The sequence below is a fragment of the Spirulina subsalsa PCC 9445 genome (assembly GCF_000314005.1).
Lineage (GTDB): Bacteria > Cyanobacteriota > Cyanobacteriia > Cyanobacteriales > Spirulinaceae > Spirulina_A > Spirulina_A subsalsa.
Genome location: NZ_JH980292.1, coordinates 2234329 through 2248590, shown reverse-complemented (window position 1 = coordinate 2248590; position 14262 = coordinate 2234329). Strand labels below are relative to the sequence as shown.

General features: G+C 47.9%; 12 protein-coding genes and 1 pseudogene. 8 read left to right on the top strand and 5 right to left on the bottom strand.

What is annotated here, in order from left to right; genetic code table 11:
* Positions 1 to 325 precede the first annotated feature (325 nt).
* On the bottom strand, positions 326 to 520 hold the full coding sequence (locus SPI9445_RS0110435) for an NblA/ycf18 family protein (protein WP_017304693.1): 195 nt from the start codon (positions 518 to 520) through the stop codon (positions 326 to 328).
* Positions 521 to 1215: 695 nt separating this feature from the next.
* Between SPI9445_RS0110435 and SPI9445_RS0110430 the strand changes: the two genes are divergently transcribed.
* The 5 genes and pseudogenes from SPI9445_RS0110430 (at position 1216) to SPI9445_RS0110410 (ending at position 7769) form a co-directional block, all read left to right on the top strand.
* A complete protein-coding gene (locus SPI9445_RS0110430; protein ID WP_017304692.1) occupies positions 1216 to 1671 on the top strand; it encodes an RNA recognition motif domain-containing protein in 456 nt (151 codons plus the stop codon).
* Between the two features lie 385 nt (positions 1672 to 2056).
* Positions 2057 to 3293 (top strand): annotated as a pseudogene (locus SPI9445_RS26980) (RNA-guided endonuclease InsQ/TnpB family protein).
* Between the two features lie 246 nt (positions 3294 to 3539).
* Positions 3540 to 5132 carry a murein biosynthesis integral membrane protein MurJ gene (gene murJ, locus SPI9445_RS0110420; RefSeq protein WP_017304691.1) on the top strand — a complete coding sequence of 531 codons (1593 nt, stop codon included), beginning with the start codon at positions 3540 to 3542 and terminating at the stop codon, positions 5130 to 5132.
* Positions 5133 to 5337: 205 nt separating this feature from the next.
* The gene (locus SPI9445_RS0110415; RefSeq protein ID WP_026079687.1) at positions 5338 to 6225 is read left to right on the top strand and encodes a methylenetetrahydrofolate reductase; all 888 of its coding nucleotides are present in this window, start codon (positions 5338 to 5340) and stop codon (positions 6223 to 6225) included.
* 197 nt (positions 6226 to 6422) lie between these two features.
* A complete protein-coding gene (locus SPI9445_RS0110410) occupies positions 6423 to 7769 on the top strand; it encodes a Mur ligase family protein (RefSeq protein WP_017304689.1) in 1347 nt (448 codons plus the stop codon).
* A gap of 3 nt (positions 7770 to 7772) precedes the next feature.
* On the opposite strand, the gene SPI9445_RS25130 is transcribed toward SPI9445_RS0110410, so the two are convergent.
* From SPI9445_RS25130 to SPI9445_RS31640, 3 genes are all read right to left on the bottom strand, one after another.
* Positions 7773 to 9701: an adenylate/guanylate cyclase domain-containing protein gene (locus SPI9445_RS25130; RefSeq protein ID WP_017304688.1), complete on the bottom strand. Its 1929-nt coding sequence runs from the start codon at positions 9699 to 9701 to the stop codon at positions 7773 to 7775.
* An 884-nt stretch (positions 9702 to 10585) separates the two neighbouring features.
* On the bottom strand, positions 10586 to 12253 hold the full coding sequence (gene nadB / locus SPI9445_RS0110395; RefSeq protein ID WP_017304686.1) for an L-aspartate oxidase: 1668 nt from the start codon (positions 12251 to 12253) through the stop codon (positions 10586 to 10588).
* Positions 12237 to 12359 carry a hypothetical protein gene (locus SPI9445_RS31640; RefSeq protein ID WP_272943235.1) on the bottom strand — a complete coding sequence of 41 codons (123 nt, stop codon included), beginning with the start codon at positions 12357 to 12359 and terminating at the stop codon, positions 12237 to 12239. The genes nadB and SPI9445_RS31640 overlap by 17 nt, the downstream gene beginning before the upstream one ends.
* A 51-nt stretch (positions 12360 to 12410) precedes the next feature.
* Here SPI9445_RS31640 and tnpA point away from each other — a divergent pair, with 51 nt between their 5' ends.
* Positions 12411 to 12812, top strand: a complete 402-nt coding sequence (gene tnpA, locus SPI9445_RS0110390) for an IS200/IS605 family transposase (protein WP_026079686.1) — start codon at positions 12411 to 12413, stop codon at positions 12810 to 12812.
* Positions 12813 to 12930: 118 nt separating this feature from the next.
* Here tnpA and psbU read toward each other — a convergent pair whose 3' ends face one another.
* A complete protein-coding gene (psbU, locus tag SPI9445_RS0110385) occupies positions 12931 to 13344 on the bottom strand; it encodes a photosystem II complex extrinsic protein PsbU (protein WP_017304684.1) in 414 nt (137 codons plus the stop codon).
* A gap of 221 nt (positions 13345 to 13565) precedes the next feature.
* Between psbU and SPI9445_RS31100 the strand changes: the two genes are divergently transcribed.
* Both SPI9445_RS31100 and SPI9445_RS30480 read left to right on the top strand, forming a co-directional pair.
* Complete coding sequence (locus SPI9445_RS31100) at positions 13566 to 13793, top strand: hypothetical protein (protein ID WP_017304683.1); 228 nt, start codon at positions 13566 to 13568, stop codon at positions 13791 to 13793.
* Between the two features lie 232 nt (positions 13794 to 14025).
* Positions 14026 to 14208: a hypothetical protein gene (locus tag SPI9445_RS30480; protein ID WP_164674507.1), complete on the top strand. Its 183-nt coding sequence runs from the start codon at positions 14026 to 14028 to the stop codon at positions 14206 to 14208.
* The last annotated feature ends 54 nt before the right edge of the window (positions 14209 to 14262 follow it).

The following is a 14262-nucleotide window of genomic DNA, read 5'->3' as shown; positions in this document are numbered from 1 at the left end:
CGCTTATTGTATCGTTTCAGGAAGACTTGACAGACGGTCAGGTAACAACGAATTGAAGGGAAAACCAGACAAGGCTGTCATGAGCGTGAGGTGTCCCACAGAGGATGAAGAAAGAGGATAGTGTCCTAGAAAATGGAGTGGGAGGATCTCTTGTCCTGTTGATTGTGTTGGACTCTGAAGTGTTTCACGCTACAACTGAACCTGTGGATTTTGGGGTAAGCACTAAAGGTTAAGGGAAAAGATTGCGTCCCGCGATCCCCAGCTTTTTCCGCATCTGCTGAGGGGGAGAAAGCAAGAGAAAGAGGTCGCCTTTCAAGGAGATTCTCTACTCAGACACCATAGAGTCAATTCCCCATTCATGTTTGAGGAATTCTTTATACATATTTTCACGAGCCAGCATCTGTTCATACATCTTGACCAGAAAATCCTGCGCTTGTTCGCGACTCATCTTTTTCACTTGATCCTCGAAGGAGCGGATGCTGAACTGCTGTTCCAAGGACAATTCAATGGGTTGAGACATAATGAATAAACTCCAAACTACGAACGACGGTGAGATTCAAACTCTAACGGTTTTCTCGCCAGACGAGAGCGGAAGCTTAGATGGCTTTGTCTAAACAAGGTTGACTTGCTATATATTACAGAATATAACAATTGTTTGACAAAATCGCCAGTCTTTGAGCTAGTCTTCAGCCTGACTTATGGCTGATCCGTAAACAAAACATTAAGTTTTGTGACTTATGCTTGTAATACTTCTACCAAGTATGCTCTCTAAAAAATGCTCAAAATGAACAAAAACTTGAGTAAATATACTCAAAGCCTCACCGGGTCTAGTGTAGAGACATTCTGAATTTTTTTAGAGTCCGTGATGTGCGACAATAAAAAAGCAATAGTTTGACGAATCGTGTAAACATTCTGTAATAATTAGGATTGAGGGAACTTTCCACCATCTCGCTCGTTGTCGAAAAACGCGAGTTAGCCCTAACAATAACAGTCTTGGGATTACAGTCTTAGGATTAAACCGAAACGGGAAACCTATTTGAATTGTGCAAGGCCCCATGAACGAAAACCGCACCACAGCCGGAGGAAATTGGAGATTGTCCGATTCCCCTCCTTTATTTGTTGGTGCGGATCATTGATTTTAGGGGAAGATGCAGGATACTGGGCTGAAGATCCCTCGTCAACGATTAGAGTTACAAAAGTCGGGAGAAGAGTAGTATGCCTATTCGTCTTTATGTGGGTAATTTGCCCAAAGAACCTGTGGATCGTGAAGCTTTACAAGCGGTGTTTGCCGACGTAGGGCAGGATGTATCAACCAAGGTGATTAAAGACCGTAAAACCGGGAAATGTCGGGGGTTTGCCTTCGTTACAGTTCCCAATGATGAAGTAGCCGATCAACTGATTGAGAAGCACAACGGCGAAACCTTTATGGAGAGTCCGTTAAAAATTGAGAAGGCTTTACCCCGTAGTAAGGGTAAGTCAGAAAAAGAACCCCGTGAAGCGGCTCCTGCTCCGACTCCTAGTGGTCGGAAACGGAGTCCTAACAATGCTTCTCGTCGCAATGGTACAACCAAAACGGCGGATACAGGAGGAGTACAACCGGATCCCCGTTGGGCGGATGATCTCGCTAAGTTAAAAGAAATGTTAGCGGCTCAAACTACTAATAATTCCTAAGCTTGGGGAGTATAAGGTTAACGGCAAGGTGGTTTAGACTCTTGACCTGTTTTTTCGGTTGACACCAACCGGATAGTCTTCCCATATCTGTATTTGGAAGCGTGTTGCCCTAGGCTTCGTTCGTGATCTAATCTGGATGGGAAGTTTAGATTTTTTAGCTCATCGTCGGGAAGCCCCGCACTGTACGTTCGCGTTCACGAAGCGTCACGAAGTGAACGCAAAGCGTTGCGTAGCAAAGCGTTGCGTAGCAAATGTCAGTGTCGGGATGAAAGACGGTTAATTGAGGGGTTCGATGCCCCGAAAATTAACCAACAATCATTTACTAGGGAGTGACGATTTATCCCTAGATATTGTATAATCGGTTCAGGTCAATCAGCTACTATTCGTGTTAAACCTCAACTATTGCTACAGAATTTATCCAGATGCCAGTCAAGAAAAAGAATTACTTGACTGGCTAGAAATCTGTCGAGGTGTATATAATTATGCCTTGGCAGAACGAAAAGAGTGGATAAATTCTCGCAAGTGTCAGGTTAACGCTTGTAGCCTTCATTCTGAGTACATTATACCTGCGGATCAACCTTTTCCCGACTATTATAAACAGAAAAAAGCTTTAACTCAAGCCAAACAGCAATACCCAGAACTAAAACGAGTTCAGTCTCAGGTCTTGCAAGAGGTTATGGGGCGTTTAGACAAGGCGTTTAACTTTTTCTGGAAAAAAAGTTTTGGTTTTCCCTAGGTTTAAGAAATATGGTCAGTTTCGGTCGATTAACTTTCCTCAATTCAGGGAAAACCCTGTAACTGGATATCAATTGAGACTCCCTAAGCTAGGCTCTGTGGTCATTAATCTACACAGACCCATCCCCGATGGATTTGTAGTTAAACAAGTTCAGATCGTTAAAAAAGCTTCGGGTTGGTATGCTGTCCTTTATATTCAGTCGGATGTTAATATTCCTTCTCCAAAACCTCAAGGAAAATCTCTAGGGATTGATTTGGGACTTGAGAAGTTTATAGCAACATCTCAGGGGGAATTAATAGCTAGACCTAAGTTTTTCTTGGAACTTCAAAGTCAGCTTAAATGGCTACAAAGAAGATTATCAAAGAAACAGAAAGGGTCAAAAAACTGGCATAAAGCCCGGGAAAAAGTAGCTAAACTTCATGAACATATTTACAACACTCGCAAAAACTTTCATTATCAAGTCGCTCATCATCTTTGTGACCAAGCCGATATCATTTTTGCCGAAGATTTAAACGTCAAAGCCATGTCTAGGGGAATGTTGTGTAAACCTACCCTTGATGCTGGCTTTGGGGGTTTTCTAGAGGTATTAAAGCACGTGGCTTGGAAACGAGATGTTTATTTTGAGAAAGTTGATGCTAATTTCACTAGCCAAATTTGTCCGAATTGTGGTGTAGTGACTGGTAAGAAAGACTTGTCTCAACGAGTGCATAAATGTTCTCATTGTGGGTTTGTAACGGATAGGGACGTTGCGGCGGCGATGATAGTCGAGCAGCGTGGACTTGCAGCCCTTGGACTGGGGGTCAAGCTGCCTGTAGAGGAAGAGGTTATCAGGGATGTCCCTAAAAAGACATCTAGAGCCTCCCGTAGAAGCAGGAAAGCCTCATAGTGATATGGGGAAGCCCGCACCGTACCCCTAGGGTCGGTGTCGGGAGGATGTCACTACCAATCAATTCATATTAGCTCGGGGTTAGCCCCGTGGTCATTCCTAGGGGACGCTTCACAAACCTACGGCCGCGCTGGGGACTTCTGAGCGAAGAAACCCCCTTTGCACGCCTAGAACGTGGCTTTCTGGGCTAAGATCATTGCGCGTGTTGCGCGTTCTTTGCCCTACCCTGTTTTTTAGGATGGTTTCATGACCAAACAACGTTCACTAGCGGGAATTGCGGGAATTGTAGCCCTGGCGACGCTGATTAGTAAGATTTTTGGCTTATTTCGGGAACAGGCGATCGCGGCGGCCTTTGGCGTGGGTCCGGTGGTCAATGCCTACGCTTACGCCTACGTGATCCCGGGGTTTCTTTTAATCCTGTTAGGGGGTATCAATGGCCCTTTTCACAGCGCCCTCGTGAGTGTGTTGGCCAAGCGGGATAAATCAGAGTCGGCTCCTATTGTGGAGACAGTGACGACCTTAGTTAGCCTAATCTTGCTGGTGGTGGCCGTGGTTGTGGCGTTAGGGGCAAACCTCTGTATTGATGTACTTGCCCCCGGTTTAAACCCAGTCGATCATCGTCTGGCGGTGTTGCAGTTGCAAATTATGGCCCCTTTGGCGGTGTTTGCGGGGTTAATTGGGATTGGTTTTGGCACCTTGAACGCGGCGGATCAGTATTGGTTGCCCAGTATTAGCCCCCTGTTTTCCAGTTTAACGGCGATCGCAGGAATTGGTTTTCTGTTCTGGTATTTAGGCGAGCAAATCAACGCCCCCGCCTATTTTACCCTGGGGAGTTTAGTCCTCGCTGGGGGAACCTTAGCCGGAGGGATCTTACAATGGATTGCCCAACAAGTCGCCCAATGGCGTTCAGGTTTGGGGGGAATGCGTCTGCGCTTTGCTTGGCAGTTACCGGGGGTAAAAGAGGTTATGCGGGTGATGATCCCCGCCACTCTCTCCTCGGGAATGCTCCATATTAACGTTTACACCGATTTATATTTTGCCTCCTTTATTGAAGGGGCGGCGGCGGCCATGCGTTACGCCAATTTTGTCGTCCTCACCCCCTTGGGCATTCTCTCCAACACGATTCTAGTTCCCATGCTGCCCGTTTTCTCGCGCTTGGCCGCACCGGAACACCATCTGGAATTAAAAGCACGGATTCGCCAAGGATTGCTTCTCAGCGCCCTTTCGATGCTCCCCCTGACGGCCGTTTTTGTCGCGTTGGCGAAACCGATTATTGATTTAATTTATAAACGCTTCGCCTTTGAAGAAGAGGCCGCCCTCTTAGTGGCCCCGGTGTTAATGGCCTACGGTTTCGGGATGTTTTTCTATTTGGGGCGAGATGTATTAGTGCGAGTGTTCTATGCGTTAGGGGATGGGGAAACGCCCTTTCGGGTGAGTATTGCCAATATTTTTTTAAACGCCCTGTTGGATTATTGGTTAGTCCAACAGTTTGAGACTCCGGGGTTAGTTTTGGCGACGGTGGGGGTGAATGTCATCTCAATGGGGGTGTTTTTGTGGCTGCTGCATCGTCGTCTCAATGGCCTGCCCCTGTGGGAATGGGGGGGGATTTTGTTAGGATTGATGGGGTGTAGTGCGATCGCCTCTGGAGTGAGTTGGGGCTTTAGTACCCTTTGGATACAGCATTTCGGGAGTGACAATCTTTTCCTGTTGGCCGGAGAGGTTATTCTGGGGACAGGAATTGCCTTTGGGGTGTTTCTGGGATTGGCTAGTTTGCTCAAACTCCCAGAATTAAATATCCTGTTAGCCCGAATTACGCAAAAATTGTTCCGTCGGCGCTAATAGTCATTGATAATAAGCAAGGGACTATCCCCCCTAGCCCCCCTTTGGAAGGGGGGAATATTATCCCCCTAGCCCCCCTATTCAATATCCCCCCTAGCCCCCCTTTGGAAGGGGGGAAAATGTGGGGGAACAAGGGGAGGGGCAGCATACTTGAGGCTAAAAATAACCTTTAAAACCGCTAATTCCTTTACCTTTTTTAACTAAAATGACTCGTTTTCGTCGTGCTGTTCACAATAAAGAATTTTTAGTAACGGCTGAAGTAATGCCCCCCAAAGGAGGAGATCCCAGCCACATGATTAAAATGGCTCAACTGCTGAAAGGTCGAGTTCACGCCGTTAACGTCACTGATGGCAGTCGGGCGGTGTTGCGGATGTCCTCTCTGGCGGCCTCTGCCATTCTGCTGCAAAATGGGGTAGAACCGATTTATCAAATTGCTTGCCGCGATCGCAACGTTATCGGACTACAAGCGGATTTAATGGGCGCCCATGCCCTCGGACTCAATAACATTCTTGCCCTAACCGGAGATCCCGTCAGCGCCGGAGATCACAAACAAGCGCGAGGCGTTTTTGACCTCGAATCTGTCCGCTTATTAAAACTGATTGATAAACTCAACCAAGGCCAGGACTTTAATAATAAACCCCTCGTTGATGGTCATTTAGATTTATTTGCTGGAGGTGCCGTCGATCCTCAAATTAAAAGTTGGTCGAGTGTTAAACGTCGTTTTGAATACAAAATCGAAGCCGGAGCGCAATTTTTTCAAAGTCAATTAGTCAGCGACTTTGAACGCTTAGATAAATTTATGCACAATGTCGCATCCCACTATAATAAACCCATTTTAGCCGGAATTTTTCTGCTGAAATCCGCCAAAAATGCCGAGTTTATTAACCGTTGTGTCCCCGGTGTTCACATTGAACAAGCCACCATTGATCGATTGGCTAAAGCCGAAAATCCTCTAGCCGAAGGGGTTAAAATTGCCGCCGAACAAGTCAAATTAGCCCGAGAATTATGTCAAGGGGTCCACATGATGGCCGTCAAACGAGAGGACTTAATCCCCCAAATTTTAGACCTAGCCGGAGTTTCCCCTATCGATTAAATCCCCTTAAACTTCCCTCTTGTGGGTTGGGTGGAACGCAAGTGAAACCCAACCAAACAGTAAACCCTGAATAGTAGTCCTGTGGGTTGGGTGGAGGGAAAGTAAAACCCAACAAACAACGGAAAATCATAACACTTAATCTCCTTCCAAACTCCCTAAAATATCGGCAAGACTACCCCTATTTTCCCTAACCAAACATGAACCTATTTGACCAAATTCGCCTAGGATTAGCCGTCGGAATTGCCAAAAGTGTCACGGCATTAGTTAAAACCCTTAAATTGGGTGCAGCTAGCGTCTTACCCGGTGAAATTTCTCGACGGATTCACCCCCGCTTACTGCCTCTCTTATTTGAACAAGTGAAATCTGGGGTAATTCTTATTGTTGGCACTAACGGGAAAACCACCACCTCCCTCCTCCTACGAACTATTCTAGAAAATCAAGGTTATCGTGTGACCCACAATGCTACAGGGGCGAACTTAATTAATGGGTTAATTACGGCCTTGTTAGCCGATACAAACCTGATCGGACAACTCAACCGAGATTACGCCATTTTAGAAGTTGACGAAAACATTTTACCCCTTATTTTAAAAGACTGCCGCCCCCGATACATTTTAGGCTTAAACTTATTTCGAGATCAACTAGATCGGTATGGGGAAGTCGATACGATTAGCTTCCGGTGGCAAAAAGCCATTTCTCCTCTCCCGACGGATACCGTTGTAGTCTTAAACGCTGATGATCCTACCTTGGCTTATCTTGGGCAGAACTTACCCCAAAACGTGCTATTTTTTGGCTTAAATGAACCGGACTTATACTTAGGAGAAATTCCCCACGCGGTAGACTCTATTTATTGCCCCAGTTGTGGTCATTTATTAGACTATCAAGGCGTTTACCTGTCCCATTTAGGGGATTATCACTGTCCGAGTTGTGGCTTTGAAAAAAGTCCCCCACTGTTAGAAAGTCAAGAATGGGGACAAATTTTAATCGGAGTTTATAATAAGTACAACACGCTGGCGGCCGCGACATTAGCCCAACAAATTGGTATAGAACGGAGTGCCATTGATGACACAATTAAACACTTCCGGGCAGCCTTTGGACGGGCGGAAGAATTAACCGTAGAAGGCAAGCACGTTAGGATTTTACTCTCTAAAAATCCTGTGGGAATGAATGAAACCATCCGGGCGGTGAATGATATTCAAGCCCAAGGTCAATCTTCCGTGAGTTTAATTGTCTTAAATGATCGGATTCCCGATGGCACGGATGTTTCTTGGATTTGGGATGTTGATACGGAGAAGTTAGTCGCCAATGGGGGAACTATTGTAGTGAGTGGCGATCGCGTTTATGATATGGCGTTACGTCTCCAATACAGTCAGGACAAGCTTTCTGAAGCCGCAAAACCCCTCAATTTAATCATCCAAGAGAACCTAGAACAGGCCATTGCCACCGCCCTCACCCACACCCCCCCCCAAGAAACCTTACACATTCTACCCACCTATTCCGCCATGTTAGAAGTGCGGCAATTCCTCACCGGGCGCAAAATCCTGTAAGCGTTAGGGTTTCTTGGCCTTTTCTCTTAACCCCACTAAACCATACAACCGCACAGGCAGCGCTCGACCTTTCAGTTGATGTTCTCCCAAGTCCGTCACCTCTACCTTATCTTTCACCAGTTCATAGAGAGACTCCGTGATTACAATATCCGTCCCCAACTCCTTGGTTAATCCTTCCACCCGACTGGCAATGTTTACCGTGTCCCCCATGACCGCATATTCTCGTCGTCGCCATGAACCAATATCTCCGGCAATCACTTCCCCGTAACTGATGCCAATACCGTTAAATAGGGGTTGACGGTTTTCTGCTTGCCAATAGGTGCGCAGGAGGGCGAGGTCTTGGCGCATGGTGAGGGCGGCCCGAATGGCGTTGAGGGCATCTTCTTCGGGGCCTTGGGAGAGGGGAAAGCCAAATTCAGCCATCACAGCATCCCCAATAAATTTGTCGAGGGTGCCGTTATTCTGCACGATGGCCTCAACCATAGTGTGAAAATAGGTGTTCAGTTGGGCAACTAATTCCTCGGGGGGGAGTTGAAAGGAGAGGGTGGTAAATCCCCGCACGTCAGAAAACAGGACAGCGACGTTGAGTTTGTGGCCGGGTAACATGGTGTAAAAACTATCCGGGTGTTTGAGGATTTCTTTAACCACAGGTTCGGCCACATAACGTTCTAGAGTGTGACGCAAGCGCAGTTTTTCCAGTTGGTTGTTCATGGCAGCGACGGCGAAACTGGAGAAACTACTCAGGAAAAGTGCGATCGCCGGGAGCGCTGTCGGAATAATCCATTGACCATAACTGAAGAGGATATAACTCCCCCCCACCCACAAAACCGTAAACCCTAAACCCCAGAGTAATTGTCGCCCCGGCCGTTGAACCAAACGATCCACCGCCCAGCCTAAACTAAGAACCGCTAGAGTAACCAGAAAACCCTTTAGCCCAAAGTGCGGGATGAGAGTAGCCATCGCCTTATTCTCCAATAACGTGGCGATCGCATGGCCATGAACCTCTACCCCCGGCATCCGTTCAGAAACCGGAGTCCGTTGGAAATCCGTAAAGGTGGCCGAAGTGGTGCCAATCAAAACAATTTTGTCTCGAAAAACCCCCGCCTCTGCCAGTCGCGGCCACTCTTCGGGATCCAAAATCCGCCAAAAGGAAACATGGGGAAACGTCCGATGAGGCAGACCCCAATAAAAGATCCCCTCCCCCCTCGCTGGAGGAACATCTATTCCCGCACTCTCTAAACTAGCCTCAGCAAGAGAGGGAATAATAGGCAAGTTGAGGAAACTGGCAATCTGTTCTTGATAAACTGCCCCCAAACGATAAATCCGCTCATTGGCCTCCGTCAGAAAGTTCACCGACCCCAAAGATAAGTTTGGGCTGTTCAGTGTGCCGAAAGGTTCAAACAGTTGCACCTCTGACCCCTCCTCCGTCATGGTTTCCAAGTAGGCCGCCCCCAAGGTCACTTTCCCCGTGTAGCGTTCTAAAACCTCCTGAAACGCCAGATCATCCTCCTCTCCGTAGCCACTAGGGAGGTCAAACAGTAAGTCAATGGTTACGGTTTTCGCCCCGGCCTCCAGCAAGCGCTCAACCACTAAACCATAGGTACGACGAGGCCAGGGATAGCTTTGTAGTAATTCGGTAATCTCGACCCGTTGGGGATCTCCCTCAAACCGTTGAGCGACCGAGAGAGAGGCATCATCTAAGGTCAGAATCACAATCTCCTCTGGCACATCGGGGGGATCTAAAACAAGCCGGGTTTGAAAAAATAAACTCTGGGTATTGCGTTCTAGGCTTTGTGTCACCCGGTCATCCCCGGCCGTGAGCAATCCCGCCCCCACAGCCCACAAAACAATCAAACTCCAGCGCAATCGCGGCGACTGTAACAGATGAGTCCAACGGAAGGGGCGCTCAGGGGTGGGAAAAGCTAAAGACATGAGATAACATCAGGTTGAAATGAGCATTGGAGGGCGAACAGAAGCAAAATCAATAATTGTAACATAACCGTTGTCAAAAGTACGCCTAAGTTGTACATTGTTAAGACGTATAAAGAAAATCTCCAGTCTAATCGTCCTGATTTTTGTTAAATCAACGGCGGCAACCCTCTGTATAACAGAGTTTTAGCGTGTTTTATCCCCCAACTAACTTCGATTTAGCCTCTGTTCTTTCCTGTGAGTAACATAAAGACGCGGAAAAAACAATCATTAAGTTTTTTGACCAAATGATCCTTCCGTGAATATACTCAAGATAGAAGGTCGCAGAAATCGAATTTCAGAGAGTAAACAATCGCAGAAAGGTGTTGCTGGCTAAGGTCATGTTTAGAGGTCTTTGTTCTATTGGTATTGTAACAGTCGCTCTAGGAATGCCATTCCTAGGGAGTTTGTATTTAGGGGTTTCTCCTGAAACCTTGGGGGTGGAAAACAAAATCACTCTCGGATCGGTCAATTCAAAAGGGCTTAATTCAGAGGTCTTGTTCTCTCATCCAGTCTCTGAAAATGGCCTAAGTGATTCGAGTCTATTGGTTTCTGGGTCTAATTTCCCTGAACAGAAACCGGGTGGTTTTGAACCCCCAGACCGAGGAGGCCCCGATAATTCAGAAGGGTCTGGAACGCGCTACCGAATGGATTCTTAAGGGTTCAAGCGTGGGATTAAAACATTGAGAATGGGGATCAGATTTGGGGCATTTATGACCCAAATATTAGGATGTAAGCTAAGACTTAAGCTGAAACTATAAGATTGATAAGCGTTACTTTTAAATCAACGCTAGTTTTCAAGAATTCATGACAATTACTTCATGACAATTTGAATTTTCACTCGCCCATCAGGTTGCACAGGGTTCTGTGTGCCAGTTTTCTAACAAAATCGTAGTGTGAACTTGCCAAGCGGCTGAAGGATGTGGGAAATCGCTGCGGAAATGTCCCCCTCTACTTTCAGTCCGAAACAAAGCACTTTGAAGAATTAAATAGGCTAAGTCCAGCAGGTTTAGGGTTTCTGTGAAAGTACGGAAACCCATATCCGTTTTTTCACTGATATCCTTAAGGGAATGATGAGGATTGAGTTGTTGGAGGGTTTGGGCTAGGGGGATTGGGGCGAGTGTGGAGCGCCAAACTTGGACTTGCGCGATCGCCTCTGCCAACACTTCTTGACGGCGAGAAATGCCCGCACTGTGCCACATCAAGCGTTGTAACTCCCCTTGTAAGGCCTGTAATTCCTCCAAGTCTGGCATCTCAGGGAGGGGTAAAGACTCCCTAGGAGGGTCAAAGGGGGCGCTAGGGGGAGTCAGTTCCAACCGGGCCAACTGTCCCGCATAAACCAAACATTCTAAGAGGGAATTACTCGCCAAACGGTTGGCCCCGTGAACTCCCGTACTGGCGGTTTCCCCAATGGCATAGAGGCCCGGAATGGTTGTGCGGTTCATTAAATCCGTCGCCACCCCACCCATCCAATAATGGGCGGCCGGAGTCACGGGAATGGGTTCCTTAAATAAATCAATCCCCCACCGTTGACAGACCCGGATAATATTGGGGAATCGGTACTGTAAACGGTCTACTGGAATGGGGGATAAATCCAGATAAACGTGAGCCTGAGTGGGATCTGGGCTAGTTTGGGCTAAATGATTAAAAATCGCCCGACTGACCACATCCCGGGGCGCTAATTCCCCTTGGGGGTGATAATCAAAAGCAAAGCGCCGCCCGGCCTCGTCGATTAAATGCGCCCCCTCCCCCCGCACCGCTTCACTGATGAGAAAATGGGGTGCGCCCGGTTTCATGAGGGCGGTGGGGTGGAATTGGAAAAACTCCAAATCCCGCAATTTTGCCCCTACCCGCCAAGCCAGTGCGACCCCATCCCCCGTGCTAACTGTGGGGTTCGTGGTTTGGGCGAAAACTTGACCCCCCCCACCTGTGGCGAGGACTACGGCTGAGGCTTTTAACCAGTGCAGTTGGCCTTGATACCACATGGCCAATCCCTCACAATGGCCTTGATCATTCAGCCACAGTTTAAGGGCGAAGGCCTGGGCGAAAACTTGGATATTGGGGCGGGCGAGGACTTTTTCCCCTAGGGTGCTGACAATGGCGCGTCCGGTGGTGTCGGCGGCGTGGAGGACGCGGGGGCGGGAGTGGGCGGCTTCCAAGGTCATGGCCAACTTTTCCCCTTTACGGTCAAAGGCTACCCCTAAATCGACTAAACGGGCGATCGCCTCAGCTGCATTTTCCACCAAAAATTCTACCGCCGGAACATCACACAATCCCGCCCCCGCCTTGAGGGTATCTTCTACATGGAGGGCGGCGGAGTCTTGGGGATCAATGGCCGCCGCAATGCCCCCCTGGGCCCAATCACTCGCCCCGACTTGTAGCGTCGATTTGGTAATTAAACCCACCCGATAATGGGAGGGGAGACAGAGGGCGGCATATAAACCCGCCGCACCACTCCCGACAACTAATACATCAAACTGGGAGGGAAGGGAGGCCTGGTCAGAAGATAGGGTCATGTTGGCAGAAAAAATCAATTTCAGGATAGATGGACATACTCACCGGGCTGACACTTTGCTGCCGTTGGTCTGTTGGATACAAACGATACTTATACCGAGATTTCACGGCTTATGTTAAGATAGGTCTGTTGTTTCATTCTAGCTGGGTTTACAACAAATGACAAGCACTTTACGCAGGCAAAGGCATAGTGTCTCAAGTCTTCTGATCCATTTGGTCTGCGTGACCAAATACAGATCTAAGATTCTGACGACTGAAAGCCTTGATGTGCTTGAAATCAGCTTCAAAGAAGTCGCGGCTAAAATGAATTTTGAAATCAAAGAATTTAACGGTGAAGCGAACTATATTCACACTTTAATTGAGTACCCACCAAAGCTTTCAGTGTCTCAGATGGTTAATACTCTAAAAGGTGTGTCCAGTAGGAAATACGGTCAAGCCGGATATCCTAAGCCCTATGGGAAAGATGCGCTATGGAGTCCGAGTTATTTTGTGAGTTCCGTTGGAGGCGCACCTCTCGAAGTGCTTAAACGCTATATTCAGGAACAAGAAAAGCCGTCCTAGAAGGACGGGGTTTTAGACTGAATTTTTCTCTAACCCACTTCTTGGGGAGTGGGTTAGAGAAATCTGGCTCAAGGGAAGGGCATCCAGCGTCAATCTGGGCTGAATCCCGCTCTGAATTTTAGTAGTATCCGTTATTAAAGCGATCGCCTCCTTCCACGAATACATCCACCGGGTCTAACACAGTGAAGTTCTCTAAATTCGCTTGTAGACGCTCTTTTTGCCCTTCAGACAGACCCGGAATATTCAGCACATCTTCCACCTTTTGGTAGGGCGCATTTTCCACAATTTTGGAGGCTAAGGAGGGGTAAAACCCTTTTAATTTACGGAATGCCCGAACGTTGGTGTTATTGAGATCAATTTTTTTGCCGAATTCAGTTTGTAGCATGGCATCGGCCGGGTTTTGGTATTCTGCCAACAGCATCGTCGGAGAACTCAGGTTTAAACCTCCTGCGATCGCCTGTTGTTGTCCGAGAAAACCGCAAAATCCTAATACTAAAGCAATTACAGCAATTACACTCACCAATTTTTTCATTGAATTAAAGTCCTCCTAAACCGTTGCTCATTATCATTTATGGATCAAATCCCACCCCACCCCCATGATTGAGATTGAATGGGAAAGTACCAGTGCAATCAGGCACTGTATTTTTTTGACTGTCCCCAACGGGAACGCTCGGGGATACTCAGTTCTACAGAAGCCTAGTGATCAGGGCAATTATACAGGTTTAGACACACTCCTTTGACTGCCCCGCTTCCATGGACTTCTTTTTTCCGGTCATCCTCACCCCCCAGCTTGAGGAGTCAGGTTCTCAGAATTATCTAATCTGGTTAACTTTTATTTCCGATTTTCTCATTCTATCAGGGATGGGCAACCCCGGAAGAGGGTCGAGTCGGGAGTCGGGAATCGGGAGTCGGGAGTCGGGAATCGGGAGTCGGGAATCGGGAGTCGGGAATCGGGAGTCGGGAGTCGGGAGTCGGAAGTAATGTCATTGCGTTTGCTGCGCAACGCTACGCGTTTGCAACGCAACGCTTCGCGAACGCGGAGCGTCACGAAGTGAACGCGTAGCGTTCCGAAGGAAGGTACGAAGCAATCTAGTCAGGAGTCGGGAGATTGCCTCTCCCCTGCTCCCCTGCTCCCCTGCTCCCCTGCTCCCCTGCTCCCCCTCTCCCCCTCCCCCTTCCCGTTCCCCGTTCCCTGTTCCCCATCCGAGAGAGAGTGTCCATTCTCAGGATGGGTAATAATAATTTACAAAAACCCGATCGGAATACCGTAGTTTTATGGCATGATGTTCAATTGCACCCTATGTTATCTCTGCCCGTGGGCAACGGGTGGTTGAAACAGGCTGGGGAGGCGATGCGGCGGGGACTGAGGTCACTCAGTCTAGCTGGCACCCGTTGAAGCAGAAAATCTTTGGGGCGACCCAAGGACTCTCCCTGCATACCCGCTAGTGCA

What these genes read in the sequence shown, in the direction of transcription:
- SPI9445_RS0110435 (WP_017304693.1), bottom strand. Translation starts at nt 520, where the DNA reads ATGTCTCAACCCATTGAATTGTCCTTGGAACAGCAGTTCAGCATCCGC.
- SPI9445_RS0110430 (WP_017304692.1), top strand. Translation starts at nt 1,216, where the DNA reads ATGCCTATTCGTCTTTATGTGGGTAATTTGCCCAAAGAACCTGTGGAT.
- murJ (WP_017304691.1), top strand. Translation starts at nt 3,540, where the DNA reads ATGACCAAACAACGTTCACTAGCGGGAATTGCGGGAATTGTAGCCCTG.
- SPI9445_RS0110415 (WP_026079687.1), top strand. Translation starts at nt 5,338, where the DNA reads ATGACTCGTTTTCGTCGTGCTGTTCACAATAAAGAATTTTTAGTAACG.
- SPI9445_RS0110410 (WP_017304689.1), top strand. Translation starts at nt 6,423, where the DNA reads ATGAACCTATTTGACCAAATTCGCCTAGGATTAGCCGTCGGAATTGCC.
- SPI9445_RS25130 (WP_017304688.1), bottom strand. Translation starts at nt 9,701, where the DNA reads ATGTCTTTAGCTTTTCCCACCCCTGAGCGCCCCTTCCGTTGGACTCAT.
- nadB (WP_017304686.1), bottom strand. Translation starts at nt 12,253, where the DNA reads ATGACCCTATCTTCTGACCAGGCCTCCCTTCCCTCCCAGTTTGATGTA.
- tnpA (WP_026079686.1), top strand. Translation starts at nt 12,411, where the DNA reads ATGACAAGCACTTTACGCAGGCAAAGGCATAGTGTCTCAAGTCTTCTG.
- psbU (WP_017304684.1), bottom strand. Translation starts at nt 13,344, where the DNA reads ATGAAAAAATTGGTGAGTGTAATTGCTGTAATTGCTTTAGTATTAGGA.
- SPI9445_RS31100 (WP_017304683.1), top strand. Translation starts at nt 13,566, where the DNA reads ATGGACTTCTTTTTTCCGGTCATCCTCACCCCCCAGCTTGAGGAGTCA.